The sequence below is a fragment of the Desulfosoma caldarium genome (assembly GCF_003751385.1).
Classification (GTDB): Bacteria; Desulfobacterota; Syntrophobacteria; order Syntrophobacterales; family DSM-9756; genus Desulfosoma; species Desulfosoma caldarium.
In genome coordinates, this window is record NZ_RJVA01000010.1 from 322,370 (window position 1) to 348,933 (window position 26,564).

22 protein-coding genes are annotated in these 26,564 nt (G+C 57.1%); 12 read left to right on the forward strand and 10 right to left on the reverse strand.

Translation table 11 applies throughout. The features are described from left to right. Positions 1-8: 8 nt before the first annotated feature. From remA to rlmB, 3 genes are read left to right on the forward strand one after another with little or no spacing between them, the layout of a single operon-like run. Entirely contained in the window at positions 9-290 is a 282-nt protein-coding gene (gene remA, locus EDC27_RS04730) for an extracellular matrix/biofilm regulator RemA (RefSeq protein WP_123289456.1), read from the forward strand. Position 291: 1 nt separating this feature from the next. Then, positions 292-909 carry a guanylate kinase gene (gene gmk / locus EDC27_RS04735; protein WP_123289457.1) on the forward strand — a complete coding sequence of 206 codons (618 nt, stop codon included), beginning with the start codon at positions 292-294 and terminating at the stop codon, positions 907-909. A gap of 21 nt (positions 910-930) precedes the next feature. Further along, entirely contained in the window at positions 931-1,743 is an 813-nt protein-coding gene (gene rlmB / locus EDC27_RS04740; protein ID WP_123289458.1) for a 23S rRNA (guanosine(2251)-2'-O)-methyltransferase RlmB, read from the forward strand. 127 nt (positions 1,744-1,870) lie between these two features. On the opposite strand, the gene EDC27_RS04745 is transcribed toward rlmB, so the two are convergent. From EDC27_RS04745 to EDC27_RS04755, 3 genes are all read right to left on the reverse strand, one after another. Next, complete coding sequence (locus EDC27_RS04745; protein WP_123289459.1) at positions 1,871-2,572, reverse strand: YggS family pyridoxal phosphate-dependent enzyme; 702 nt, start codon at positions 2,570-2,572, stop codon at positions 1,871-1,873. Positions 2,573-2,822: 250 nt separating this feature from the next. Beyond that, entirely contained in the window at positions 2,823-3,443 is a 621-nt protein-coding gene (locus EDC27_RS04750) for a Maf family protein (RefSeq protein WP_123289679.1), read from the reverse strand. Between the two features lie 137 nt (positions 3,444-3,580). Further along, positions 3,581-4,378: a TatD family hydrolase gene (locus EDC27_RS04755; RefSeq protein ID WP_123289680.1), complete on the reverse strand. Its 798-nt coding sequence runs from the start codon at positions 4,376-4,378 to the stop codon at positions 3,581-3,583. A gap of 444 nt (positions 4,379-4,822) precedes the next feature. On the opposite strand from EDC27_RS04755, the gene EDC27_RS04760 reads away from it, so the two are divergent. After that, a complete protein-coding gene (locus EDC27_RS04760; RefSeq protein ID WP_123289681.1) occupies positions 4,823-7,030 on the forward strand; it encodes a vitamin B12-dependent ribonucleotide reductase in 2,208 nt (735 codons plus the stop codon). A gap of 15 nt (positions 7,031-7,045) precedes the next feature. After that, positions 7,046-7,708, forward strand: a complete 663-nt coding sequence (gene nfi / locus EDC27_RS04765; RefSeq protein WP_211334774.1) for a deoxyribonuclease V — start codon at positions 7,046-7,048, stop codon at positions 7,706-7,708. A gap of 66 nt (positions 7,709-7,774) precedes the next feature. Here the strand turns inward: nfi and EDC27_RS17140 are convergent, their stop codons facing one another. The 4 genes from EDC27_RS17140 to EDC27_RS04785 all read right to left on the reverse strand — a co-directional run bounded on the left by EDC27_RS17140 (position 7,775) and on the right by EDC27_RS04785 (position 10,609). Then, positions 7,775-8,338, reverse strand: coding sequence for a hypothetical protein (locus EDC27_RS17140; RefSeq protein ID WP_245994265.1), 564 nt, complete (start codon positions 8,336-8,338; stop codon positions 7,775-7,777). Between the two features lie 144 nt (positions 8,339-8,482). Next, complete coding sequence (locus EDC27_RS04775) at positions 8,483-8,998, reverse strand: 3'-5' exonuclease (RefSeq protein WP_123289461.1); 516 nt, start codon at positions 8,996-8,998, stop codon at positions 8,483-8,485. A 94-nt stretch (positions 8,999-9,092) separates the two neighbouring features. Then, a complete protein-coding gene (locus EDC27_RS04780) occupies positions 9,093-9,872 on the reverse strand; it encodes an alpha/beta hydrolase family protein (protein WP_123289462.1) in 780 nt (259 codons plus the stop codon). Between the two features lie 23 nt (positions 9,873-9,895). Further along, positions 9,896-10,609: a class I SAM-dependent methyltransferase gene (locus EDC27_RS04785; RefSeq protein ID WP_123289463.1), complete on the reverse strand. Its 714-nt coding sequence runs from the start codon at positions 10,607-10,609 to the stop codon at positions 9,896-9,898. A 164-nt stretch (positions 10,610-10,773) separates the two neighbouring features. Between EDC27_RS04785 and EDC27_RS04790 the strand changes: the two genes are divergently transcribed. Then, complete coding sequence (locus EDC27_RS04790) at positions 10,774-11,223, forward strand: hypothetical protein (RefSeq protein WP_123289464.1); 450 nt, start codon at positions 10,774-10,776, stop codon at positions 11,221-11,223. Here the strand turns inward: EDC27_RS04790 and EDC27_RS04795 are convergent. The 3 genes from EDC27_RS04795 to EDC27_RS04805 are packed head-to-tail and all read right to left on the reverse strand — an operon-like array spanning position 11,218 to position 14,465. Next, on the reverse strand, positions 11,218-12,000 hold the full coding sequence (locus tag EDC27_RS04795) for a macro domain-containing protein (protein ID WP_245994267.1): 783 nt from the start codon (positions 11,998-12,000) through the stop codon (positions 11,218-11,220). The genes EDC27_RS04790 and EDC27_RS04795 overlap by 6 nt on opposite strands. A 37-nt stretch (positions 12,001-12,037) precedes the next feature. Next, positions 12,038-13,630: an MBL fold metallo-hydrolase RNA specificity domain-containing protein gene (locus EDC27_RS04800; RefSeq protein ID WP_123289465.1), complete on the reverse strand. Its 1,593-nt coding sequence runs from the start codon at positions 13,628-13,630 to the stop codon at positions 12,038-12,040. Between the two features lie 13 nt (positions 13,631-13,643). After that, the gene (locus tag EDC27_RS04805) at positions 13,644-14,465 is read right to left on the reverse strand and encodes a CheR family methyltransferase (RefSeq protein WP_170161590.1); all 822 of its coding nucleotides are present in this window, start codon (positions 14,463-14,465) and stop codon (positions 13,644-13,646) included. Between the two features lie 389 nt (positions 14,466-14,854). Here EDC27_RS04805 and EDC27_RS04810 point away from each other — a divergent pair, with 389 nt between their 5' ends. The 6 genes from EDC27_RS04810 (at position 14,855) to recD (ending at position 26,405) form a co-directional block, all read left to right on the forward strand. Then, positions 14,855-15,973, forward strand: a complete 1,119-nt coding sequence (locus EDC27_RS04810; RefSeq protein WP_148045684.1) for an Sfum_1244 family protein — start codon at positions 14,855-14,857, stop codon at positions 15,971-15,973. A 325-nt stretch (positions 15,974-16,298) separates the two neighbouring features. Then, positions 16,299-16,604, forward strand: a complete 306-nt coding sequence (locus EDC27_RS04820; protein WP_123289469.1) for an ArsR/SmtB family transcription factor — start codon at positions 16,299-16,301, stop codon at positions 16,602-16,604. A 52-nt stretch (positions 16,605-16,656) separates the two neighbouring features. Beyond that, the gene (locus EDC27_RS04825; RefSeq protein WP_123289470.1) at positions 16,657-17,121 is read left to right on the forward strand and encodes a DsrE/DsrF/DrsH-like family protein; all 465 of its coding nucleotides are present in this window, start codon (positions 16,657-16,659) and stop codon (positions 17,119-17,121) included. A 284-nt stretch (positions 17,122-17,405) separates the two neighbouring features. Beyond that, positions 17,406-20,708: an exodeoxyribonuclease V subunit gamma gene (gene recC / locus EDC27_RS04830; protein WP_123289471.1), complete on the forward strand. Its 3,303-nt coding sequence runs from the start codon at positions 17,406-17,408 to the stop codon at positions 20,706-20,708. 92 nt (positions 20,709-20,800) lie between these two features. After that, a complete protein-coding gene (gene recB, locus EDC27_RS04835; RefSeq protein ID WP_170161591.1) occupies positions 20,801-24,454 on the forward strand; it encodes an exodeoxyribonuclease V subunit beta in 3,654 nt (1,217 codons plus the stop codon). Then, positions 24,402-26,405, forward strand: coding sequence for an exodeoxyribonuclease V subunit alpha (recD, locus tag EDC27_RS04840; protein ID WP_170161592.1), 2,004 nt, complete (start codon positions 24,402-24,404; stop codon positions 26,403-26,405). Before recB ends, recD begins: the two co-directional genes overlap by 53 nt. Positions 26,406-26,564 lie beyond the last annotated feature (159 nt).

Here is a 26,564-nt window from a genome sequence, read left to right on the forward strand (position 1 = left end):
GGCAGACTATGGACATTAAGCTGCTTAATATCGGGTTTGGCAACACCGTGGTGGCCAACCGCATTGTGGCCATCGTGTCGCCCAGTTCAGCGCCCATGAAACGACTTAAGGAAGACGCCAAACAAGCCAACAAGCTTATTGACGCCACCATGGGGCGTCGCACGCGCGCCATTATTATCACGGACAGTGACCATGTGATTTTGTCCGGAGTTCAAGCGGAAACCATCGCCCAAAGGCTTTTGCACGACCAAGGGCAAAAGGATGGACCGACGTCCAAGAGCGGAAAATGATATGGCGCCAGACCTTCGCGGGCACGTGTTTATTCTTTCGGCACCGTCGGGCGTGGGCAAGAGCACCATCGTCAAGGCCGTTTTGGCTCAGGACCGACGTCTTCGCTTTTCGGTTTCCTGCACCACGCGCCCACCGCGCCCCGGGGAAATCCATGGCGTCGACTATGACTTCTTATCCCACCAAGCTTTCGAAAAGGGCATCGAAGAAGGGAGATTTCTCGAATGGGCCAAGGTCTACGGAAACTATTACGGAACCGACCGGCACCGCGTCCAAGCTTGGCTCGCTCAAGGCCTGGATGTCCTGCTGGAAATCGACGTTCAGGGGGCTCGAAAGGTCCGGGCCACCGTCCCTGAATCCACAACGCTCTTCATTCTACCCCCTTCCATGGACGCCTTGGCCGAGCGGCTGCGCCGCCGTGCCACGGATGCAGAGGAAGTGATTCGACGGCGCTTGAAGGCGGCTCAGGAGGAAATTCGGGAAGCTCCCTGGTACGATTACATCATCGTGAACGATGTGCTGGAGGAGGCCGTGGCCGATGTGGTGGCGATCATTCGCGCCTCCCGTTGCGCCCGTCTTCGCGCTCACGGCGTCCTGGCGCCTTTTTTGGCGTTTTTTTAATCTCCTGCCATGGCATGAATCATGGCGAAAAATCTCTCAAAAAACCGCCGCCCTCGGGTAAAACCTTCGCGAGACGTCGGCGAAGAGGCCTTGTGGATCTACGGCGTCAATCCCGTGTGGGAGTGCTTGAAGGCGCACCCGAAAGACGTCATGGAAATTTACTGCAGCCGTGATGATCCACGGGCTCAAGTCGTCCTTCAATTGGCTCAAGCCCATAACATTCCGGTGTCTGTCATGGAACGCCGCGACCTTTCCAATCTCCTTGGCCATGGGCACCACCAGGGGTTGGCGGCACGGCTCAAAACTTTTCGTTACGAGGCCTTGGAAACCCTCCTCACACGTTTAGAAGCGCACAAGCGGCCCCTTCTCGTGCTGGACGGCCTTCAAGATCCGCACAATTTGGGCGCCATTGTGCGCAGCGCCTGCTTTCTAGGAGCTCACGCCGTGATCCTTCCCAAGGACCGCTCCGTGCCGGTTACCGGAGCCGTCTTTAAAGCGTCAGCGGGAGCCCTGGCGCATCTTTTGGTAGTCCAGGTCACCAATCTGGTTCGGGCCATGGAACAGCTCAAATCCGTGGGTTACTGGATGGTGGGGCTTGATGTCCAGGGTAGCTTGTCCATCTACGACTTGGAATACACCATGCCAGTGGGTTTGGTGGTGGGTAGCGAAGGGACGGGGCTTCGCCCCTTGGTGAAAAAGACGTGCGATTTTTTGGTCAAAATTCCAGGCACAGGCCCTGTGCAATCCCTCAACGCCTCCGTTGCCACCGCGGTGGCCTTGGCGGAAATACGCCGCCAGCAGCAACTGTGCTTCAATGCTTCGCTTCGCCCATGACCATCTCAGACGGCTCCGTCCTCGAGCGTGCTTCGCCCGTCTTTTGATCAAGACCATGGCGTGTTCATGAGATCCATCCACTCGATGGCCAAGGCACTGGCGCCGAAGCGGCCTGCCGAGCGGTGCCTCAGGCCCTGTTAGTTCGAGGGCCGAAGAGTGCCGTGCCCACGCGGATCATTGTCGCACCCTCTTCAATGGCCACATGGAAATCGTGGCTCATGCCCATGGAAAGTTCCGTCATGCGTTCGGGATGGCTCGCTTTAAGCCGGAGCCTTTCAAGCCACTGACGCAGGTTCCTAAAAAAAGGCCGGACCGCCTCAGGATCTTCAAAGTAAGGGGGCACAGCCATCAGGCCTCGCACCTCTAGCCATTCCATGGCTTGCGCCTCGTCAAACAAAGCTTCCAACTCGTCGGGAGCAACACCCCCCTTGGTTTCTTCATCCCCCAAATGCACCTGCAAGAGCACGGAAACCCTGTGGCCTAGGTTTCCCGCACGCTTGTTCAGTTCCCTGGCCAGGGACAGGCGATCCAGCGTGTGAATCCAGGAAAACCTTTGCACCGCATGTTTCACCTTGTTGGTCTGCAGGCGGCCGATGAAGTGCCATTCCAAATATAGGTCGGAGAGGGCCTCAATCTTGCGGATGCCTTCCTGAACATAGTTTTCCCCGAAACAGCGAAGCCCGGCCGCAGCGGCTTGGCGTATTTTCTCGACGGAAACCTGTTTGGTGACGCCGATGAGCCGAACACTGTGCGGGTCCCGGCCGCAGCGTCGGCAGGCTTGTTCCATTTGATGAAGTATCGCGGAAAGATTGGCCTCGATATCGTTCATGGCTCGCCTCTTTAAACAACGGAAAAGTGGCGGCGGCGCCGTGAGTTTGTCGGGTCCTACGGCGTTCCTAAAACAGTAAACTTGACCGGCACGGCGGTGCGGCAGAGATCCACCCTACGGATTTGCAGACTGCGAGAACACAGCCTTTTCCGTCAACGATGCCCATGGCCTGTAAGCGCCCGTCTATGGCCCACAAAAAGCGGGCGAGATGCTCACGCTCCCGGAAACCTTCTCCTAGTCGCGCATGCCGCTACAATGCGGGCCCAGGGCCTTCTTCAACGCACGGCGCGATGACCCCGTTTTTTTGGAGCATTCCAAGGGTTTCGGCGAGGGGCAAGCCCACCACGTTGGTGTAGGAGCCGTAGACCGCTCGCACAAAGGCTCCCCCTAACCCTTGAATACCGTAGGCGCCAGCCTTGTCCATGGGTTCACCTGTGCGCACGTAGGCATCAATTTCCGCATTTGTCACCTCGCGAAACTCCACGCGGCTGCGCACAATTTCCAGCCGGCAAAAGCCTCGATCCGCCCGCATCAGACAGACGGCGCTGTAGACCTCGTGGCTTCTGCCGGCAAGGAAGTGCAGCATGTTCCTGGCCTCTTCGGGACTTGATGGTTTGCCGAAAATATGGCCTCCCAAAACCACAATGGTGTCCGCCGCAAGGACCCACGATGCCCCTTCCTGCAGCGCGACGGAGCGCGCTTTAAGGAGCGCAGCCCTTCGAACCCCTTCTGCAGGCCGAGAACCCATAAAAGGTTCCTCCGCTGAGCTGGGACGCACCTGAAAATCCAAGCCTATTTGGGCCAAAAGCTCCCTTCGCCTTGGCGATCCGGAGGCCAGCACCAAAGGCTCGCGCACAACATAAAGGGGCATCGCTTTGTGTTCCATCCCTTGACAACCGTTGAAGGATTTAAGGGGCCCCACGCCGTGAGGCCTTTCTTGGGACAACCGCGACAGGGGGCACAGGGGCGGCGCGCACGCACCGAAGCGCAAGCGAAAACCCGGCCAGGTCAGAAAGTCCACCCGAACACTCTTTGCGCATTGCCACTGGTTGCTTCAGCTACCTCCTTAAGGGAACAGCCGCGAAGCTCGGCTATCTTTTCCGCCGTGTAGCGCACGTAGGCAGGCTCGTTGGGCTTTCCTCGAAAGGGAACCGGCGTGAGGAAGGGTGCATCGGTTTCCACCAACAGGCGGTCCAAAGGCGCCATGCGCACGACCTTTTGCTGCTCTTGAGCGTTCTTGTAGGTGACCGTTCCCGGAATGGACAAGTAAAATCCCAGGTCCAGACAGCGAACGGCCATCTTCCAATCCCCGGAAAAACAATGAAGAACACTGGGCTTTAAGCGGGCCACATAGGGTTTCACGAGTCGAAGGAAATCCTCATGGGCTTCACGAATATGAAACACGCCGGGTTTTTGGCATTGGACAGCCAGCTCCAACTGCTGCTCCAGACACCTTCTTTGCGTCTCCCGAGGCTGCCTGTCTCTGTAGTAGTCCAGACCCATTTCACCGATGGCCACCACCTTGGGCTCGGCGGCCAAGTCGGCGAAATCGCGCAGTTCTTTATCGGTAAGCCGTCGAGCTCCATGGGGATGAAGACCCACGGTGGCGTACACGTGCGGGTAGCGGCGACTGAGTTCCACGGCCGTACGACTGGTCTTGGCGTCAATGCCAATGGTGACGATCACGGCCACCTGCGCGGCACGGCACCGGGCAAACACCCCGTCAAGGTCCGTGGATAGTTCCGGAAAATCCAAATGCGCATGGGTATCAATGAGCCATCCGCCGGTAGGTCGAACTGGATCCATGATCTCATCCATTGGGTGCGTGGCAACCTTTTCTTCAATCCGGCTTCTGATCCAAACTCAAGACCGACAATACCTTTGATTGTCCCACGGCGCAATGGTCTTGGCGCAAAAAGGGAGCGTGGCCGATTGGCAACTTCGGTGGTTTTTTCGTCACAAAAAGGGCACCCGCAAAAACGCAAATGGATTTTCCATGGGAAACTCAGTAGCTGTTTCTAAGCCTTTGGGATGCATCAGTTCTTCTCTTTTGCCAAGGGGAACATCCCGGCATAGAATGCTTCGTCTATGAACCCTGGGGGGATTCAAGGCTGTCGAAAAGCGTCCCATCTTTTCCGAACCGCTCAAGGGAGTTATGAAGTCATGACGGATGAACGAGCCATGAACGCCGCCGTGTCAGAAGAGGCCAAGGATTCTCTGCAACGATCGGCAGGGGGTGAAGAACTCACCATGAAACGCACCAAGCGCTCCGCAGCTCGACGTGCCGTTGCTCTGAGCCCGAACGCTCTTGTGGTTCTGAAAAAGCGCTACCTGAAAAAGGGGCCCAAGGGAGAACCTGTGGAAACGCCGGAAGAGCTCTTTCGGCGCGTGGCCAAAGCCATCGCCGAAGCGGATGCGGTTTATGGGGCGACGGAAAGGGAAGTGGCCGAAACCACGGAACTGTTCTACGACCTCATGGCATCTCTAGACTTTCTTCCCAATTCCCCGACCTTGATGAACGCCGGAACCGAACTGGGCCAGCTTTCCGCCTGCTTCGTCCTTCCCGTGGGGGATTCGTTGGAAGAGATCTTTGAAGCCGTCAAGTATGCCGCCAAGATTCACCAAAGCGGTGGGGGTACGGGGTTTTCTTTTTCGCGCCTCCGCCCGGAAGGTGACGTGGTCAAGAGCACCAACGGCGTGGCCAGCGGCCCGGTGAGTTTCATGACCGTTTTTGATTCGGCCACGGACACCATCAAGCAAGGGGGCCGGCGCCGTGGGGCCAACATGGGCATCCTTCGCGTCGATCACCCGGACATCGAAAAGTTCATCACGTGCAAGCATGACAACGACCGGCTCACCAACTTCAACATTTCCGTGGCCCTGACGGATGCCTTTATGCGCGCCGTGGAAAACGATGAGGACTACGACCTCATCAACCCGCGCACCGGCGCTCGCGTCAAGGCGTTGTCGGCCCGAAAGGTTTTCCATTCCATTGTGCAGTCGGCGTGGAAGAACGGAGAACCCGGCGTTATCTTCCTCGATGCCATCAACCGACACAACCCCACGCCCCACGTGGGGTCCATTGAGAGCACCAACCCTTGCGGCGAACAGCCCCTTTTGCCCTATGAATCGTGCAATCTCGGCTCCATCAACCTCCTGCACATGGTGCAAGACGGAGCCGTGAACTACGAGCGCCTCAAGGATGTGGTCTGGCACGCCGTGCATTTCCTCGACAATGTCATCGACGTGAACAAATACCCTCTGCCCAGCATTCGTGACATGACCCTGGCCAATCGCAAGATCGGCCTGGGCATCATGGGCTTTGCCGACATGCTCATGGCCTTGGGTATTCCTTACAACTCCGAAGAAGCCGTGGCCATGGCCGAAGAGGTTATGGGCTTCATTCAGAGGGAATCGAAGGAAGCCTCAGCGGAACTGGCCAAAAAACGGGGCAACTTTCCCAACTTCAAGGGTTCCATCTATGACCCAGACGCAGGGGGCGCTTGGCCTTACATGAGGAATGCCACCACGACAACTATTGCGCCAACGGGAACCATCAGCATTTTGGCGGGGTGTTCCAGTGGCGTGGAACCCGTGTTCGCCATCACCTTTGTGCGAAAGGTTTTGGATGGTGAGGAACTGCTGGAAGTGCATCCGCTTTTTCAAAAGGTCGCTCGGGAAAGAAAATTCTTCTCTGAAAACCTCATGAAAAAAATCGCCACGCGAGGAAGCCTTCAAGCCTTTTCCGAGATCCCCGAAGATGTGCGTCGCGTCTTTGTCACGGCTCACGACATCAGCCCCGAGTGGCACATTCGTATTCAGGCGGCCTTTCAGAAATATACAGACAACGCCGTCAGCAAGACCATCAATTTTCCCAACAGCGCCACGCCCGAAGACATTGAGAAGGCTTACTTTCAAGCCTTTAAATCCGGGTGCAAGGGTCTGACGGTCTATCGGGACGGCAGTCGAGACATGCAGGTGTTGAACATTCAGAAAAAGGCGGAATTCCGACAGGTTGAACCTCGACCTCGACCGGACAAGACCATCGGGGCAACGGAGCGGATCAATACCGGGTGTGGGAAACTCTACGTGACCATCAACCGTGACGAATACGGCTTCTGTGAAGTGTTTGCGCAGATGGGCAAGGCGGGAGGGTGCGCCTATTCGCAGATTGAAGCCACGGCCCGCCTCATTTCGCTGGCCCTGCGCTCCGGCGTGCGCATTGAAGCCATCATTCGGCAGCTCATGGGTATTCGATGCCCATCGCCCATTTGGCAAAACGGCGAACAAATCCTTTCCTGCACCGACGCCATTGCCAAGGTGTTAAACAGGCACGCCCAGGCCAACGTGGCTTCGGCATTGCAGGAGATGGGAGCCTGCCCCGACTGTGGCGCCTCTGTGGAATACGACGGGGGATGTATCGTGTGCCGAGCCTGTGGGTTTTCTCGGTGCACATAAGGAATGCAAGGCATCGTGGATCGCCTGTCCCCCTCAGAAGCACGTCAACTACAGGAACAATTGGCCGGCAGGGTGGTTTTGCGCCCTCTGCCGGCGGTCTTTTCCGTTCTTGGCGCGGCGGATCTCTCCTACATCAAGGAAACCAACCAGCTCATCGCCGTGATCGTCACCTTCTCTTGGCCCACGCTTCAGCCCTTGGAATCCGTGCACGTGAAGTCGGCCATTCGGTTTCCCTATGTGCCGGGACTCTTGAGTTTCCGTGAAATTCCAGCAATGCTCAAGGCCTACGCCCAGCTTCGCCGCCCTCCGGACATTTTTTTGTGCGATGGCCAAGGTCTGGCCCATCCACGGCGCTTCGGCCTGGCCTGCCATTTAGGGATTCTTCTGGAAAAACCCACCGTGGGATGTGCCAAGACGCGGTTGTGCGGAAATCATGAGCCTCTGGAGGCCGAGCGAGGAGCACGCCAGCCCCTGTGGCTTGACGGCACCCAGGTCGGATATGTGTATCGTTCCAAAACGGGCGTCAAACCTCTCTACATCTCTCCAGGCCATTTGGCCGACTGCAATTCGGCCCTTTGGCTCGTGGAACGGTGTCTGGGCCGATACCGTCTTCCTGAGCCTCTGCGCGCCGCCCACCACACGGCCACAAGGCTTCGAAAAACTATGATGGCAACCTAAGCTCAGGTGGTTCCCCCTGGGCCTTTGCCACGCAGGAGTCCAGCGCGATCACATCATTCTGAACGTTCATGACAGCCAAAGCACGGACAAGTCCAATTCCAGGTCCATAAAAGGCTCGGCCCTCACCTTTGCCGATTGGGCAAACGCGCCGGCCACCACCCAACGGTCATTTTCCAGCACAAACACTTCCAGAGTGCGAAGGTCGGGTCTAAAAGCCACAAGTGTTTCACGCCGTGGCGGGCATAAAGGGGCATCTTGACGACCTGGTCTCGAACGGCCGTGGCGGAAGAAAGCACTTCGCAAATCCAGTGGAGAACCACGGAAATCCAGTTGTGTGGCACCTGCACTGGTAACCCTTTCCTTTTTCCAGCCCGCCCGATCCGGCACCACAATGTTTTCTCCCAAAGCAGTTTCCGGCTCCATGAGAATCACCCAACCGCCCGGACCGCCCCCGCGCCCAAAATCATAGGCCGGAATGATTTCCCCATTCATGCGCGAAGCGGCCGCCGCATGGACGCGGCTCGGCCGAGGGGCCGTCAACACTTCATCGTCGATGATTCCGCCCACGACGTTTTCCGGCAGGCCGCAAAGATCCTCATAAACCGCCCGTTTCTTCGCAGCTACCGACATGGCCTTTTCCTATCAAGATTCTTACCAAGGTTTTTTGAAAACTATCCCTACCGAATCCGGCCATGTCAAGAAGGCTATAGGCCGCCGCACACAGGTTCTCGAGGTGAAGATTTTCGGACGAAAACCCTGGTCTGATTGCTCGCGTCACAGAGCATCCCTTCGTGCGGCCAGCACGATGCGGGCGCAGGCTTCGGCATCCGAAGCCGCATCATGGTGCTGCAGGTCGATTCCAAGATAACGGCAGACATCAGGGAGTCTCGTCGGACGAAGACGCCAACAGCGTCGAGCCAACTGCATGGTGCACACGAAAGGCGTTTGCGGAACGGAAAGGTTGTAGGTTTTGCAACAGGCGTGCAGCACCGATCGGTCAAAAGCAGCATTGTGGGCCGCATAAAAAAAGGCGCCGTCCGTTAGCTGAACCAGTTCGGGCCATATTTCTTCAAAGGTTGGCTCATGGCGCACATCCGCCCAGGTGATTCCGTGTATATGGGTAAAACGAAACTCTGAAGTGGGTGGACGAATGAGTCGAAAGGCACGATGAACAATGCCATCATTCTGGACTTTGACCAAAGCCACGGCACAGGCGCTGTTGCGGTCGGTGGTCGCCGTTTCAAAGTCAAGGGCCACAAAATCCTGATGAATCAATCCATGCAGCGGCATGTATCCCGCTCCAGAAACGCAATGCCTCGTGCCACGGTGCCGGAGGCGCGCCGCCTCACCGGCCCATGCGTTCGCCCATTTTGGAGAGAACCCCTTAAGGTTTTTCCGCACTTTCTGCAGGCGTCATAAGTTTGCTGAAAAACCAGGTAACCGTCGCTTTGGATGCCATGGCTCGAGCTTCAGAATCGGTTAACCGGTGATCGGCCCCTTCCAAGAGCATGAACCGCTTTTCCTCCGCCGCACAACGGTAATAATCCACGGCATGATTCCACGGAACCAGTTCGTCATGGGTGCCATGAACAATGAGGACGTCGGGAACGGCTGGAAGATCGTCCACGGCACTGGGGGTTCCCAAAGGCAGCGCGAGCGGCCAGGTACGCTCCAGTTCCACAGGCCGAGGCTTCGCATGGCCGCCGATTCCCTGCAGCCGAGCCGGAGCGGCCCACAGGGCCAAAGCCTGCACTTTACCAGGGAAAAGTGCCGAATAGACGTAGCTCATGAAGCCTCCGAGGCTGGATCCAAAAAGACCCATAACGGCTTTACGGCCCCATGGCCGATGCCGGGACCGAGCCCACGCCACCACGCACTCCAGATCATCCAAACGGGTTTCCACAAGGCTTGCCCCGAACCGTGAGGTGTTTTCGCCACAGCCGGTAAAGTCAAACCGAACGGCCCAGAGTCCTCTCAGGGCCAGGGCTTCGGCCATGTCCAAAAATTTGGGGCTGTTCTTGGCGCTCAAAAGACCATGGCAACAGAGGACCACGCCGGCCGACTCGTCGGTGGAAGCCAAGGACTCACAGGGACAATGAACCACCGCCGGAATGGCCCCTCGCGTCGATGGTATGGAAATAGTTGTTGCCTCCGGTTCCTGCATACCCGACACCTTATACCCTTGGTTCACGAGCAGGTCGTCTCTCCACGACGGCGTATGGCATAGAGAGCAACGCCCGAAATTTCGTCGTGGCCTTCAAATGGGATGATTTTTTCCTTGTAGGCAAACCGTGTCACCAGCTCCGCAAAAAAGCCCGGAGCCTGAAGCTGGGTGTTTTTGGCAAGAAAGATGGTGCCACCGGGGACAAGAGCCTGATCCAAAAACCGCACCAGCGCCGGATAAGTGGCTCGGTCGTAGACCACTTCCGAACCCACAATGACATGATAGGGTTCGCCCAGAAAGGTGTCGTTCCAATCGATTCGCTGCACATCCGCATTCCCTTCGCACCCGTTCAAAAGAACGTTGGCTCGAGCGAACAGCAGCGCATCCTCATTGATGTCCGACAGGGTGACCCGGTGCCCCTTGGAAGCCATAAAGACGCCAAGAACGCCGATGCCGGTCCCAATTTCCAGGATGCGCCGGCCTGGAACAACCGGTTGATGCGCCCAGTAGGACGCCATGACAAAAGACGCTTCCCAGACTTTGGCCCACAACGGAAGATCCTCCAAGGTCAAGTACTCCTTTTGAGCCAATTTTCCCACGTAATCTTCAAAATCCGCCAATTGCAAGATTCGAAGAAGGTCCGACCCGATTTTCACGTTCACCGTTTCCGTGCGGTACTTAGCCTGTAGAGTAGCGAGAATGCGGGTGAGTTCGCCGTTGTCCACGTTGTCCTCCATTTGCTGAACCGTGGCCCCAGGATTTTTTTCGCGGTCTGCTCAGGGAATATGGCACCGCTTGCCAAAGGCTCTGGTCTGTTTTAGTTTACACCGGTATCGGACCTAAACCTCATCCCCAACCCCTGAATTTGAAGATTGGCCCGCGGTGCGGGCAGGAGCCGGTCATGGCGCAATCCATTCCTTTTCGAGAGGGCACGTACATCATCGAAGCCGCCTATTTGATGACGCCACTGAAGCGTTCCCTTGAACTCACCGAAGGCGTTCTCGAAGTGTACAAAGACACCCTGGGCACCAAACACCTTAGAGGCCGTGCCTTTGTCCGCAATACCCTCATGGTCGCTCTGTTGGAAGACGAAGAATCCCTGGACCTCATCCTGGACCTGGGGCTCGGATTTCGATACCGAATGCCGCAGCCCATACTGCAAGCCGGTAAGGTTTTTGACCCTCGCACCTGTTCCATCGTGCACTTTGCCCCATCCACAGGCCTTGTTCCCCTTGCCGATGCCGACTACGAGGCCCTGCTGTCCGCCGCGACCCTTCTTTTGCCCGAGGATAGCTTCGGCGTGCATCGACTCGCCTCGGACCATGGGCGCTCGGGTCACGACGCCTCATAGGGCTTGCAGCGTTTCTTGGAAAAGGTTTAGATCCTCCGGCGACCAGAGGCAAAACACCACCCGTTCCACGCTGGTTTCCTCCTGGGCCAGGAAGCGGAGCACGGTGTCCAGCATGATCTTTGCGCACAAGTCCTTAGGAAATCCAAAAATCCCCGTGCTGATAGCCGGAAAGGCCACGGAGCGCATGCCTTTCTCCGTGGCCCGTCGCAGGCTATTCAGGGTCGCCTGTCGAAGCTTTTCCTCCTCGTCGCCTTCACCCCATCGAGGTCCCACGGCGTGGATGACCCAGCGGGCCTTAAGACGCCCGCCGGTGGTGACCACAGCACCTCCCACGTGGGTTCCACCAATGCGATCACATTCCTCTTGAATCTCCGGCCCTCCTTTGGTGCGAATAGCCCCGGCCACGCCACCTCCCAGAACCAATTGGGCATTGGCGGCATTGACAATAGCATCCGTTTCCATTTCGGTGATGTCGCCTTGAACAAGCATGATGACCTTGTCACCCACTGACCTTTCCATGTCGACACCCTCGCTTTCTTTGGCCCGCGCTTCCACTAGGCGCACGACGGCTCGATCCAAGGGAAGCCAGCCATCTTCAAAGGGAACCACCGCGTAAAACCCACCGTGCTCCCAACGGCGCAGGTGCGCCTTGTGCAAAAGAGCGTCGCGCACGGCATCCCGACACCATGCCGGAATACTTTCAAGGGCTTGTGCCACAAGATCCTGCAAGATCTTTCGTTGCCGGTCTTTCAGCCACCGTTCCACTTCCCCTTGCACGTCTCACTCCTTTGCACACCAGCGCCTTTTTAGCTCCCTAGGCTTTTCCCGTATAGCGTTCCAGGGTGCGCACAAAAACCCGCACCGCCGCCTCCAGCTCCTCACTGGCATCGGCATCCAACCGCTCCGCCCACAGATCCACACCACGGCGAGCCTGGGCCACTCGAGCCTCTACCGCGGCAAGGACCTCATCCCAGCGAGGACGCACCATCGCAGGCACGGCGGTGGGCTTTTCGGCCTCGTCAAAGTACAAGGTCTGTCGCAGTTCTGGCACGGTGGTCTCCAAACTCAATCGCCGGCGAACCGTCTCAGCAAAGGTGGTGGCGATTTTCTTTTCACCATGGATCACCACCACCTGCAGTTTCGGGTTGGTGAAATGGGCAAGCCACTGCAAAAGCTCCTCCTGGTCCGCATGGGCCGAAAACCCGCCGATGGTAAAAACCCTGGCTCGCACCATAATGTCTTCCCCAAAAATCCTGACGCTCTTGGCCCCTTCAATGATGCGCCGGCCTAGGGATCCTTCGGCCTGGTACCCCACAATGACCAAGGAACAGCCGCGGCGCCACAGATTGTGCTTCAAATGGTGCAGAATCCGGCCAGCCGTGCACATGCCGTTACCGGCAATGATGACGGCAGGCCCCTTGAGTTCGTTCAGGGCCTGAGATTCCTGGGCCGTTCGAGAAAACACAAGCTCTGGAAAATTGAAAGGATCGTGCCCCTGGCGAAGAATCTCCTGCGTCTCCTCGTCAAACTCATGAACCATTTGGCGAAAGATCTCTGTGGCGGCAATGGCCAAAGGGCTGTCCAGATACACCGGAAGGCGCGGAATGGTCCCCTCTCGGTACAACTGTCCAAGGACGTAGAGAATTTCCTGGGTGCGCTCCACGGCAAAGGCAGGAATCAAAACCTTTTGACCATGTTCATGGCTGTAGCGTATGGCTTCGGCCAACTCGGCCACGCTCTCCTCATAGTTTCGATGCCGCCGGTTTCCGTAGGTGGACTCGATGAACAAGACATCGGCGTCAAAAATGGGCTGCGGATCTTTGACAATCAACTGATCTTTGCGACCGATGTCGCCAGAAAAGACGATCTTAAGCCCATGGTTCAGGTCGCCCCTCCACAGTTCCAACAAAGAAGCTCCGAGAATGTGGCCGGCGTTTCGAAACCTGAAGTGAACCGTCTCGGACAGGGAAAGGACCTCGTCCTGGGAAACGGGCTGAAAGAGAGTCATGGTCTTTTCAGCGTCTTCGGTGGTATACAGAGGAGACACCGGGGTGCGGCCTTTTCGCAGGTTTTTGCGCGTCTTCCATTCGGCTTCCATTTCTTGAATGTGGGCGGAGTCCAAAAGAAGAATGCGCGATAGGGCCGCCGTGGGAGCCGTGGTGTAAATGGGCCCGCGAAAGCCGTCCTTGACCAGTTTGGGCAAACGGCCGCTATGGTCGATGTGGGCATGGGTGAGCAGCACCGCCTGAAGACTGGCCGGATCAAAAGGCCAGGGTTCCCAATTCAAGGCATCCATAGCTTTGCCGCCTTGAAATAGGCCGCAGTCCACAAGGACACGCTTTTCATTTTCCACCAGAAAACACGAACCTGTTACGCATCCGGCCGCTCCATAGGCTGTAACTTTCACAAGAACCTCCTTGTCAGGAAAACTCGCTTCGAAAAGGCACTTTTCGAAAAAGATGGGAGTCCGCCGCACAGGGAATCAGCGGCCACATTCCCCCAGGTGGCCTCTCCCGACGCCCCAGAACCAAGAAACCTCCCTCCACGAGGGAATCTACCACGGCGGCAAAGGCTTTCCGCTGCACCGCCGGTGCATAATACGTCAAAAGATTGTTTCGAAGAAACACAAGATGAAAACCCTCCGACGGCGGCCGCTCAATGGACATATCGTGGCATCGCCAAAGGATGCCTTCCTTGAGCTGATCGGAGACGGCAAAGAAACCCTGTGTCTGGCCATGAAACCAGGCCGCCTGACGTTCCGCGTCCACTTCCTTGAGGCTGCTCCGCTGATACACGCCACGCCGGGCTTCTTCCAGTAAACCGCAGTGAAAATCCGTGGCCCACAACTCCAGCTTCGGCAGAGGCGCACCCGCGGCGGCCCATTCGTGCCAGAGGATTTTAAGGCTGTAGACCTCTTCGCCTCGAGCACACCCCGCCGACCAGATGCGTACCGTCTTCCCGCTCCAGCCCACGATGCCGGGAAGGACCTGCCTTTCCAAAACATGCCAAAGCTTTTGGTCTCGAAAGAATCGACTGATGGAAACCGCCAGAGCCCGCCGAACGTCTTCGCTAAGTTTCGCGTCATGACGGCAGCGCTCCAAGAGATCGTCCACCGAAGCCACGCCTTGCGCCTGCATCAAGGCGGCCAGTCGTCGCTTGGCCCCCTTTCGCACCTTTCGATACCCTCGCCACAGCAACCCAAACGCGTGCAGCACCCTTTGAAAATCGGCGTCATGGATCATGCAATGCTCCTTGCAATGGCCTCTGGACGTCAATTGCGCTCGCATGGCCACGATGCTGCCTGGATGACTCAGGGATTGCCATTGGCCTGCAAAGCCAGCCCTCACGGGAACAATGGCAAACGCCGAACAGCACCTCATGATGCCCTTAAAAAGCCAAGTCGGCATAGGTGCGGAACCGGCCCGCTCCTCGTGCCTCAACAAATGGGCCTTCCGAAACCGGCCGGTTCCGCGGGTTTCCTTTGCTCTTTTTGGAGTTATACTCAGCTGAACGGGCTAGAGGCCACCACCGTGAGAGGATGGGCACCTCAGGTCTTGACCCTTGGCTCAAGGGCCTCTCGGTTCCGTTTTCCGTCACACCTGTTGAATTGGATACGTCGGGACAAAGTCGCATGCCCATGGAAAACTTCACCGCACTTCAAGAACAGGTTCGCACCAATTGCCTCATCGCCGAAGCCAATTATGCCGGCACTTTTTCCTTGTGCGGCCTGGTGCTACGCCTTCGGGAATTGTACAAGTGGGAAACAGGACTTCTGCCCTGGACGGAACCGGAACCTTCCGTGCTTATGGAATGGATCGAGCACAGGGAATCCTCCTGGGATCTGTTGATGGAAAAAGGTTTTCAGCCTTTGATTTTGGACGGCTTGTCCGTAGATCCCTTTGACGTGGACGCCGTCAACGCCCATTTGGCCGGCTCGGGCTTGGTCTACGGCGCGGGTTTCGTGGAAGGTTTGAGGCCTACCTTTTTTCTTGGAAAGATCGCCGAGACAAGGAAGATGGACGGCGCCGTGGTCTACTGTGTGGAAGAAGAAATGGTTCGCGATGTTTTTGCGACACCGGCCATGAGGCAAGGGGCCCGTATTTACATTCGCCGTCAACCCATGCTTTCCTTTTTGTGGGACCAGGTCTTTGAAATGAGGCCCTCCGCTCGGTCGGCCCTTACCTTCGCCTTTGCCACCTACGGCCTGGATGTGGCCCACGTGGCGCAACACCCAGCCCAGCACGCCGACGCACTCCAAACCATCGCCCAAAACCAACTGCAGGCATGGATCCATCATGAATTGGGAGAAGTTCACGAAGAAGCCTTTCGCGGTCAGCTCTGGCACGACATCGTGGCCACTTACCCCAACTCGCCGATCGAAATCTACGCCAGGGTGCTTAAGGACCTGTGCGCCGACACCGACGACAAAGGCCTTCTCAAGCATGTCATCTATGAGAAGAACCGAGCAGCTCTGGCCTTTTATGTGGCGTTCCTAAGGCCCTTCACTCGGCTCATGTTTCCGGAAATCCTTAAAGCCTTTCGCCGATTTCAAAAATCGCTTGACTGGAACCTGATCGAAAACGCCCGCACCCGGGGAAAGGCCAAATTCCACGACCGGGCCTCCACGCTGGTGGCCCTTCACCTGGAACACCACCGTCGGGGCGTGGAGTGGGCGAGAGAAAAAATCCAGGAACAATGCATCGCCCCCCTGGGCATTCTGAGAAAATCTCAAAGCGTCATCTCACAATAACGGCTCTTCTCATTGAGGGCTTTTCAGCAGGCTTTCTTTCAAAAAGCAAGCTGAAGTCTCGGCGTAAATCACAGCACTCCATGGAATCTCACCCGGCACGTTGAGCCAAGAATACCCCAAAAAAGCCAAGACGGGCCTTGAGCGTGCCGTTGGCACGCCTGAAATCGCCTTTTGGCAAAATGCGTGCGTCCGCGCTTTCTCGCCGTTGGCTAAGGCAGCCCTCAAGGGATTAAACCTCAAAAAAGCCTTGACTGTCCGGTTTCATTTGAATATTAGCATATTCAAATTTTTCTCCTTATGATAAAGGAAGGAGGCGGCTGTAGCGATGACGATTCGACACGAACGATTGGAAAAGGCGGCGGAAATGCTTCGAGCGGTGGCGCACCCGGTGCGCCTCAGTATCTTGCAAATCTTGGAAGATGGCGAAAAGAACGTGACCGAAATCTGTCAAAGCCTGGGATCAGCCCAATCCTACACGTCCCAGCAGCTCAATCTCTTGAAATCTCGAGGTGTTTTAGCCTCGCGAAAAGACGGAACGCAGGTTTTTTACCGCATCGCTTTTCCCGGCGTCCTGAAAATCATTCAATGCGTGTGCGCTCAGGACCCCGAAGCCCCTGAACCCTTGGGGTGAACGATTCGACAAAATCGATGGCACATCTCAAAGCACAAGGAGGAGGAATTCCATGGTGGAAGAGACTCGAAAGAATCCGGAAGAAAAAACGTCGTGCACCTTCATTTGCAGCCGGGACACTCTGGACGGCGCCTACCCTTCTCTGATTCTGGGGTTGAACGCGGTGCGATTGGGCATGGAAGCCACCATTTTTTACACCTTCATGGGTATTAACGTGATTCGCAAAAATTATTCCGAAAAATGTCGATTCATTCCACCGGGTCCCATGGGCGCCATTCCTGGCATGTCCGCCATGGCCACCAAAATGATGCGCAAAAAGATGGACGCCGCCCAGATCCCTTCCCTGGGAGAACTCTTGGAAATGGCCCAACTTGAAGGCATCAAGCTTGTGGCCTGCAAGATGACCGTGGACATGATGGGGCTGTCGCTGGATGATTTCATCGACGGCGTCGAGATTCAAACGGCGGAAGACTATTTAAAGCATGCCGTTCATTGCCGCATCAATATGTTCACCTGAGAATGGATCATGGCTTTGGGGGCGGCCAAAAGCCGCCCCTTCTTATTTTCCCACACCCCCCATAGCTTATGTGAACCCTCACGAGCCCGTCCTTAGAGAGACTCTCTCAGGACGCTTTGTGTCCAGTTGCCTCCAAAAGGGGCTTGATGTACCCTGTCCGTAAACTTTGAAAAGCTCGTTTCGCTCCGAACGGTTCGGCGCCCTTTGGGCTTTGACCCCAACAAAAAGGTACCGACATTCACCCTATTGGAAGGCTCGGACCTTAAACCGGAGGAGCTTCGTGAATGTGGCGTATCGTTCAAAGCCAGAGAGTGGAAAAACTCTTTGAGGCCTTTCTTCACGATCTAGAGCGCCCAGGCGACGACCTGGTCGACCCCATGACCCCTGAGGTGGTCGTGGTCCAGGATATGGGCATGGCCCGATGGCTGACTCATCAATTGGCGCTGCGCCGAGGCGTCGCCGCCAACCTCCAATTTCTTGTGCCTGCGGCCTTGGTGAATTTGGCCTACAGCGCATGGCTCGGGGAAGGCCCATCCGCTCAGAATTCAAAGGAACGGGTTTCGGCCGATAGGACCGTTTTCTCGGAAAGACCGGATCCTATAGGTTCGGATCTTTCCATAGAGGGACCGCGGCCTGCCGGCCCGAGCACGGGCGTGGAGGGCGAAGATCCCTGGGGCCGACTCGAACTCACGTGGCGCCTTTTTCGACTCCTGCACACTCACCGCCAAGATCCACGATTGCAGGAACTGCAGCGCTATATGGGTGACGATGTCACCGGCCAGAAACGGTATCAGCTGGCGGCACAAATTGCCGCCGCCTTTGACCGCTACATGATGTATCGACAGGACGTCTTGCGTTCATGGGAGGCCGGAAACGGTTCAGACTGGCAGGCGCATTTGTGGCGATGGCTGGTTGAAGAAAGTCCTTCATTGCACATGGCCCAAAAGCACGCCCTGTTCATGAAGGCCGTTCGGAACGGATGCGCTCCACGGTTCACCGGAAAGCTGCCGAGCCGAGTGCACCTTTTCGGCGTGACCATGATCGCACCGGTTCACATGGAAGTCTTTGATGCCCTGGCCTCCTGGATCGACGTCGCGCTCTACTTTTTGAACCCCAGCCGAGAATACTGGGGGGATCTTTCCATCGGCACAAATCAAGATGTGACCCCCCAGCCTTTGATGGCTTCGTGGGCTCAGGCTGGCTGTTTTCTTCTGAATCGCATACAGGAGCTGGGCGGGCATCACGAAGACCTTTTTGAGGATTTTCAGCCGAGCAGTCTTCTCGAAGCGGTGCAACACGACATTTTCACCCTTACGGACCGCCGAACCCACGACCCGAAAGAGCGAGCCCTTTTTTCGAGCACGGCATCCATTCAAGTGCACGCCTGCCACAGCCCCATGCGGGAAATTCAGGTGCTTCACGACCATCTGGCGCACCTTCTGGAAACCCTTCCCCATCTGACCCCCGAGGATGTGGTGGTCATGGCACCAAACATTGACATCTATGCCCCGTACGTGGAAGCCGTCTTTGGAACTCGAGACCATCCGCGCCTACCTTGGAACCTTTCGGATCGAAAGTCTGTGGAAGAAGACCCGGTGCTTCAGAAAATTCTGGACCTGCTGCACCTACCTCAATGGCGTTGCACCGCCTCGGACATTCTTTCGCTCATGCAAGTGCCGGCTATCGCGGCCCGCTATGGGCTCGACGAAGAGGGACTGGAACGGGTGCGCACGTGGATTCGAGAGGCGGGCATACGGTGGGGGCTCGATGCGGGCATGCGGAAAGAGCTTGAGCTTCCGGGAAACGACGAGCACACGTGGCGCTTTGGTCTGGACCGCCTTTTGGCCGGCTACGCCTTGCCGCCTCGGGAAATCTTTTGCGCGGGTGTGCTTTCCTACCCCGACGTGGAAGCTTCTGAGGCTCACTGGCTGGGTGCCCTGCACGACCTTGTGAACATGGTAGCCCGATGGCGAAAAACGCTTCGCGTTCCCAAGACCCCAGAAGAATGGCGCGCCTGTGGCAACGCTCTTGTGGACGATTTTTTTCATCCCGATGCAGAGGCGTCCCTCCGTCGCTTTCGTCGGGCTTTGGACACCTTTGCCACCGCTGCGCGAAACGCCGGTTGTACGCAGCCCCTTTCCGTCCACGTGGTGCGCAATCATTTGGAGGACATCCTCGCCCAGTCGCCCAACGTGCGCCGGTTTCTTTCGGGTGGCATCACCTTTTGCAACCTGGCGCCTATGCGCGCCATACCCTTCCGCGTGGTGTGCCTTCTGGGCATGAATGACGCCGATTTTCCCCGCTCAGACCGCCTACCTCCCTTTGACCTCACGGCCCAGAACCCTCGGCCGGGAGACCGGCGTCGTGGGCCGGAAGACCGTTACCTTTTTCTGGAAGCCCTCATGTCGGCACGGAACGTCTTTTATGTCAGCTACATCGGGCGAGACATTCGAGACAATAGTCTCAAGGTGCCGTCGGTGGTGGTCTCGGAATTGCTGGACTATCTTGAGCAGAGTTATCGCACCAGCAATGAATCCATCAGGGACGCCATCGTCCTGGAACATCCTTTGCCACCCTTCAGTCCTCGCCTGTTCAACAGCGTCCATGAGCGACTCTTTTCCTACGACCCCCTGTGGCTTCAGGCCGTGCAGGCTGTGGAACAGCCCAGCGTTCCGCCTTTTGTGGATCAAGACTTACCCCTCAATGCGCCGGACGTCGCCGAAGTGGCCTTGGAAGACCTCCTTCGCTTCTTTGAAGACCCCTGCGCTTGGTTTCTTGAAAAACGGCTGGGCATGGTCCTTTCCTCAGAAGAAGACGCCCTTGAAGACGAGGAGCCTTTTGAGCTCAACGCCTTGGAACGGTATTGGCTGGCGGACGAAATCCTTGGCGGTCTGCTCAAAGACGAGGATCCGCGTGAGATACAACGGCGCGTTCACGGCCGTGGATGGCTGCCGCACGGGGTTGCGGGAAATCTGCTTTTTGAGGTCACATGCCTCTTGGTTCAGGACATGGCTAGTAAGGTGGCGAATTATCGAGGCACGTTGCGACCTCCAGTGGAAGTGGATGTGCCCGCTGGTGGGGTGCGTATTCGAGGCTGGCTTCGGGACGTGACGGAAAAAGGCCGTTTGGTCTACCGCCCGGCAAAAATCAAGGCCAAAGACCGTCTGCGACTTTGGATTCGGCATCTGGCTCTGTGCGCCGTTCACCCTTCGGGCATTCTTCTGGAAAGCGTTCACATCGGCACGGGGAAAGATGGTGTCTTTCGGCTGACTCCCGTGGACGATCCGCACAAACACTTGGCGGATCTTGTTGAGCTCTGGCGCGTAGGGCATCAGCGCCCCTTGCCGTTCTTTCCTGAATCCAGTTGGGCCTATGCCGAAAAGAGCGGCAAAGCGTCGGCGACGGCTTCCCCGGCGCAAATTTGCGGAAAAGCCTGGAAGGACGAGTACAAGAAACAGGGGGATGCGTATCGGCCGTCAGTTCGAACGGCCTTTCGCGGCGTCGATCCTTTGAACGACACCTTCGTTGATGTGGCCCTGCGCGTTTTCGGCCCCATATTGAAGATGATCGAAGCCTCGAAAGCCTAAAGAAAATCAGATGAGCCGTCGAATGGCCGTTCGGGCCGTGTGATCAACAAGAACTTTAGTAAAGCCTGCCTGTGGAATCAATGAATAGGATCATGACACAAAGCCTAGATTCGTTTCAGCTCCCCTTGAACGGCGTGCGGCTCATTGAAGCCAGTGCCGGCACGGGGAAAACGCACAACATCGTCACCCTCGTCCTTCGCTTTATTTTAGAAAAGAACCTTTCCATCGGCCAAATTCTCGTCGTCACCTACACCAACGCGGCCACCGAGGAATTGCGCGACCGCATTCGCCAGCGACTTCATGAGGCGTGGCGGCAGATGTCCACCGGGCAGTTCAACGATCCTGAGCTCGCTGCATTCTGCAAGACGCTTGATTCATCCCAGAGGGCAAACTTTTTACGGCTTCTCAGAAAAGCCGTCTGCCGCATGGATGAAGCGGCCGTTTTCACCATTCACGGATTTTGTCAAAGGGTCCTTCAGGAATTCGCCTTGGAGTGCGGGCTTGCCTTTCATTGGGACGTGTTGCCCGACGATGCCGCCTTGTATCGAGAAGCCGCCGCCGATTTCTGGCGCCACCTCATGAAAAAAGCGCACCCCATGGAAGTGCTATGGCTTCTTGAGAACTGGAAAGGGCCGGACGGATTGCTGCAGCACCTGGCGCCTCTCAAAAGCCCTGTGCCTCCAAAGATTCTCCCCGAACCTTCCGCGACACATGGGCCGAACTTTTCTCAGGCGGATGCATTGTTTCAAGTAATTCGAACCATGTGGCTCGAACACCAAAAAGACATCGAAGACACTCTTCGCAACCACAAGGGACTCGATCGCAGGACCTATAACAATAAAGCTGTGGACGATCTTCTTGAGACCGTGAAAGCACTCTGCGCCTCCAACACACCGCCCCCCACGCTGCCACCCTCCTTTGAAAAGCTGACCGCATCAATGCTGGCCCGAAAGACCAAGCCCGGAGAGAATCCACCCGCTCATCCTTTCTTTGAACTTTGTGAACGCTTCTGGCAGTTTATGCCAAAGCTGCTCGAAGGGCATCGAATCGAGCTCTTGAAGTCCGCCGAAGCTTTTGTGAGGCAAGCCGTATGGCGACGCAAGGAGGCCGAGCGGGTTCTCGCCTTTGACGATCTTCTGGTACGGCTCGAACAAGCCCTTTCTTCCGACCCATGGGGTCGAGTCCTTTCCGAAAGGATTCGGCAAAAATACCCAGTGGCCCTCATCGACGAATTTCAGGACACCGACCCCCTGCAATACGCCATTTTTCAAAAAATTTATGCCACACCGAACGGGTCTGCGCCTCTGTGCCTCATCGGCGACCCGAAGCAGGCCATCTACAGCTTTCGCGGCGCCGACATCTTTTCCTACGTGCGCGCCAAGCGAGATGCCGGGCCCAAGAACACCTACACCATGGACACCAATTGGCGCTCCTCATCGGGGCTCGTTACCGCCGTGAACCACCTCTTTTCCAGGCACCCTTACCCTTTCGTCTTTCATCAAGACATTCCCTTTCAAGCGGTGCGCAGCGCTCCCACGGCCGACACCAGGCCGCTGTGCCTTGATGGCAAGCCTTCCGCGGGCCTAATGGTACGCTTTTTGTCGTCGAGACATCTCGACACGAGTAAAGAAGGCTTCATCCTTTCCGAAGCGGCACAGAAGGGCGCTGCGGCGGACTGCGCGGCCTTCATCGCGACCCTTTTAAACCTTGCCGACCAGAACCGGGCCACCATCGGCGCAGGCCGCCTCAAGGCAAACCACATCGCCGTGCTGGTGCGGTCCCACCGAGAAGGCCGCATCATGCAAGAAGCGCTGCGACAGAGGGGCGTGGCCAGTGTGAGTTTGCAAAGGGAAAGCGTTTTCGATTCCCAGGAGGCCGAGGACCTCACGGCAATCCTTGGGGCAGTGGCCAATCCCGCCAACGAACGCCTGCTGCGCACGGCCTTGGCCACGGAAACCCTCGGCTGGAACGCATCCCGGATCATCGCCATGGAACGCCACGACACCCTCATGGAAGATGTGCAATCCCGGTTTCATCGCTATCGAGAGCTGTGGAATCGTCGTGGGTTTCTGGCATCGTTCATGGCCCTGCTCAAGGAAGAAAACGTCCCGAGCCACGTGCGATCCCTTCCCGCCGGAGAACGACGTTTGACCAATCTGCTGCACCTTGCGGAACTGCTGCATCAGGCCGATCAGACCCATTCCGGAGTAGACAGACTGCTGCGTTGGTTCAAAGATCGTCGACGTGCACAGTACGCTCCGGAGGAAGAACAGCTGCGCCTGGAAAGCGATGAAACTTTGGTGCAGGTGGTGACGATTCATAAAAGCAAGGGTCTGGAATACCCGGTCGTGTTTGTGCCCTTTCCCTGGACCATCAAACCCCGAGGCGCCCAAAAGAACGATCCGGTGCGCTTTCATGACCCTCATAACCTGTCGCTTCGTGTGGATTTGGGGTCCGTGAATATCGAAGAAAATCGGCGACGCGCCTACCGGGAAGAGATGGCGGAAAACATGCGCCTGCTCTACGTGGCCTTGACGCGAGCCAAGTCCCTATGCGTCCTATGCTGGGGCCGCATTCATGGGGCCTCGGCTTCGGCCATGGCGTATTTGCTGTTTCCCCGCCTCAATACGGACCCTCTTCAGGAGTTGCCGCAAAGCGCCATGGACAATTTCTTCAAAGATGAAGACCTGAAAAACAGCCTGGAAGACATCGCTCGGTCTTCCTCGGGGGCCATCACCGTGGAAGATGCCGATGTGCACGGTCGGGCACGCCGGCATCCTTCCAGCGAGAAGACTCCCGAGTTTCGGGCGAGGAAATTTCACAGGGATTTGGGTGTGCCGTGGCGCGTCACCAGCTACACTCACTTGGCCCTGGGAGCGGAACCGTACACGCCCGACGACGATGCCGTGGCGGAGGAAGAACCTGAGCGGGGCGCACACGATCAGGAAATCGAACCCGTTTTTCTTTTCCCTCGAGGCCCACGAGCAGGTCAGTGTCTCCATGAAATCTTTGAAAAAGTGCACTTCTCCATGGCATCGGCTCAAGACTTGCAGGCAAACGTGGCCGCCGCTTTGGCGCGTCATGGACTGGAACCTCATTGGCAGGAGCCGGTCCTTTCCATGGTCGAAAACGTTCTGGAAACCTCTCTCCACCATGACCACGGTTCGCTCACCCTCAAAGACCTCGAGGCCGGGGATGCTTTCCCCGAATGGGAATTTCACTTTACCTTGGGTCCACTGGACCCTTTGCGCCTTTACAACGCCTTGAAGGATACGGCCTTATACGAAAGGTCGGTCAATGGGTTGCAATTCGAGATGCTTCAGGGGCTGGTGCGAGGCTTTATCGACCTGGTCTTTCGACGCCATGGCCGCTATTTCATCGCCGACTACAAGTCCAATCATTTGGGAAATCGCGTGGAAGACTACGCGCGTAGCCGGCTCGAATCGGCCATGCATGAGCACCGCTATCCTCTGCAAATGCTCTTGTACACCGTGGCTTTGCATCGATACCTTTCGGTTCGCCTACCCGATTACGACTACGACACCCATTTCGGGGGAGTCTTTTACCTGTTCCTGCGAGGCATGCGCCGGGATAATCAAGGAAGCACAGGGGTTTTTTATCACCGTCCCGAAAGAGGCGTCGTGGATCGGCTGGAGGATCTATTTCGCCGAAATGGCCTTGAGGACCACACGCATGGAGAACGGATTGGAGGCGTTGGACCAACTGGGGACTCTGCGCTCCATTGACCGCTGCTTTGCGCAATGGGTTGCGGCAAGAGACTCCGATGGGCTGCAGAGTGCTGTAGGATTGGCGGCAGCTCTGGCGAGCCTGCGGCTCAGCCATGGGGATGTGTGCGTCGATCTGCAGGATTGGGCCGGAAAACCCCTTTTTTACGAAGCCCGAACCAGCCAGGCGCACTTTGTGGGGTTGCCACTGGATAACTGGCTCGATGCCCTGGCCCAGTCCCAGGCAGTCTATCACGTGAATGCCAATTCCACGCCTGCCACCTCAATTGATCAACGCCCCCTTGAAAAAGCCGCCGTGTCGCAGGCCGCCATGCGGCCCGATGGCCACGAAGCCTTTGTCCCAACTCGCCCCTTGGTCCTGGACGGGACGCGGCTCTATCTTGCCCGATACTGGTTTTACGAATGCGACCTGGCGCGGCGCCTAAGAAAAGTTGCCGAGGGCTGGATCGATCTTGCGCCGCAAGCCGTGCGTGCCGCCATCGAAGCAGTTTTTTCGCCGGTTTCGCAGGACGATGCCATAGACTGGCAAAGGGTTGCCACGGCCGTTGCCGCCATGAAAAGACTGTGCATTATTTCTGGAGGTCCCGGCACGGGAAAAACGCACACGGTCGCCTGCATTCTCGCCGTTCTGCATCAGCTCCACGGACAGCGGCCTCCGCGCATTGCCCTGGCCGCTCCAACGGGCAAAGCCGCGGCCCGCATCACCGAGTCTCTGCGCCAATCCCCGGCCTCCTTTGCCCATAGAATCCCGTGGAAGGAAAACTTTCCCAAAGAAGCCATGACACTTCACCGGCTTCTCGGAGTGCGCCAGGGACGCGCCGTCCCTCGACACAGCCCGGAAAATCCTCTTCATCTAGACGTTCTGATTGTGGACGAGGCCTCCATGATCGATCTGCCGCTCATGGCCCATACGGCAGCCGCTTTACCACCTCATGCCCGGTTGATCCTCCTTGGAGACAAAGATCAGCTGGCCTCGGTAGAAGCGGGCCATGTGTTTTCCGACCTGTGCGGGCGACTTTCCCAGGGGCTCGTTCATCAAAAGAATCAGGGCCTTATCAGAAGCCGCGAATGGATGGAAAAGCTTCAGGCGGTAACAGGCATGACATTTCCTGAATCATCCTTCTGTGGCGTTAAGGCTCGCTCCCCTCTCAGTGAGTGCACGGTTTTTTTGGAAAAAAATTATCGCTTTCCGCCTCATAGCCCCCTCGGCCGTCTGGCTGCAAGCATTCGGGCCGGAGCCTTCGATGCCGAGGTTTTCAAGGGAAAGCCGTTTTCACCACCAAAGGTCCTACCACGAGCGGAACATGCCGAGGTGCGGTGGCGCTGGGCCCAAGAACACGAACTCTTTCAGGCCTTGAGCCCTGTGGTCAATGGGCGCTTTCAGAAGGTGGCCTGCGCCGAGAGTCTTCAAGAGGCCTTCGGAGAGCTTGACTCTTTTCGCATTCTATGCGCGGTGCGGGAAGGCCCCTATGGAGTGATGGCTATTAACGATCTCGTGGAAACGGCTCTAGCGCGATGTCAACGCATCCCGGCAGGAGCCCGTGCCTACAAGGGCAGGCCCGTGCTCATTCTTGAAAACGATTACCGCGTGGGTCTTTTCAACGGCGATGTGGGCCTTCTGTGGCCAGACCCCGAGGACAATCGCCTTAAAGCCTGGTTCCGTAAGATGGATGGCACTCTTCACAAAGTGCCTCTCTCTCGCCTGCCTGCTCATGAGACCGCCTACGCCATGACGGTGCACAAGTCCCAGGGGTCCGAATTCTCCCACGTCCTCGTGATCCTTCCGGATCGCCACGTCAGCGTACTTACCAGGGAACTGCTCTACACTGCGGTCACCCGCGCGCGGGACGGCGTGGAAATTTGGGCTCACGAAGACATTCTTAAAAACACCTTACAGCGCGTGACCCAACGGCGCTCCGGCCTGGGTTTCCGCCTGTGGGGCGGCCCGTGAAAACCGTCCGTGCCTTCCTCAGCTCCCTCGGCCCTCACGCACCCTCAGCCGTCACCTTTCTAAGGACAGCTCATTTCCACTAGGCCACGGCCAAAGGCGGGGTGCGATGGGCGTGCTTGGAGCGGCCGCTGCACCGTCGCGCAAGGCCTTCGGCACAGG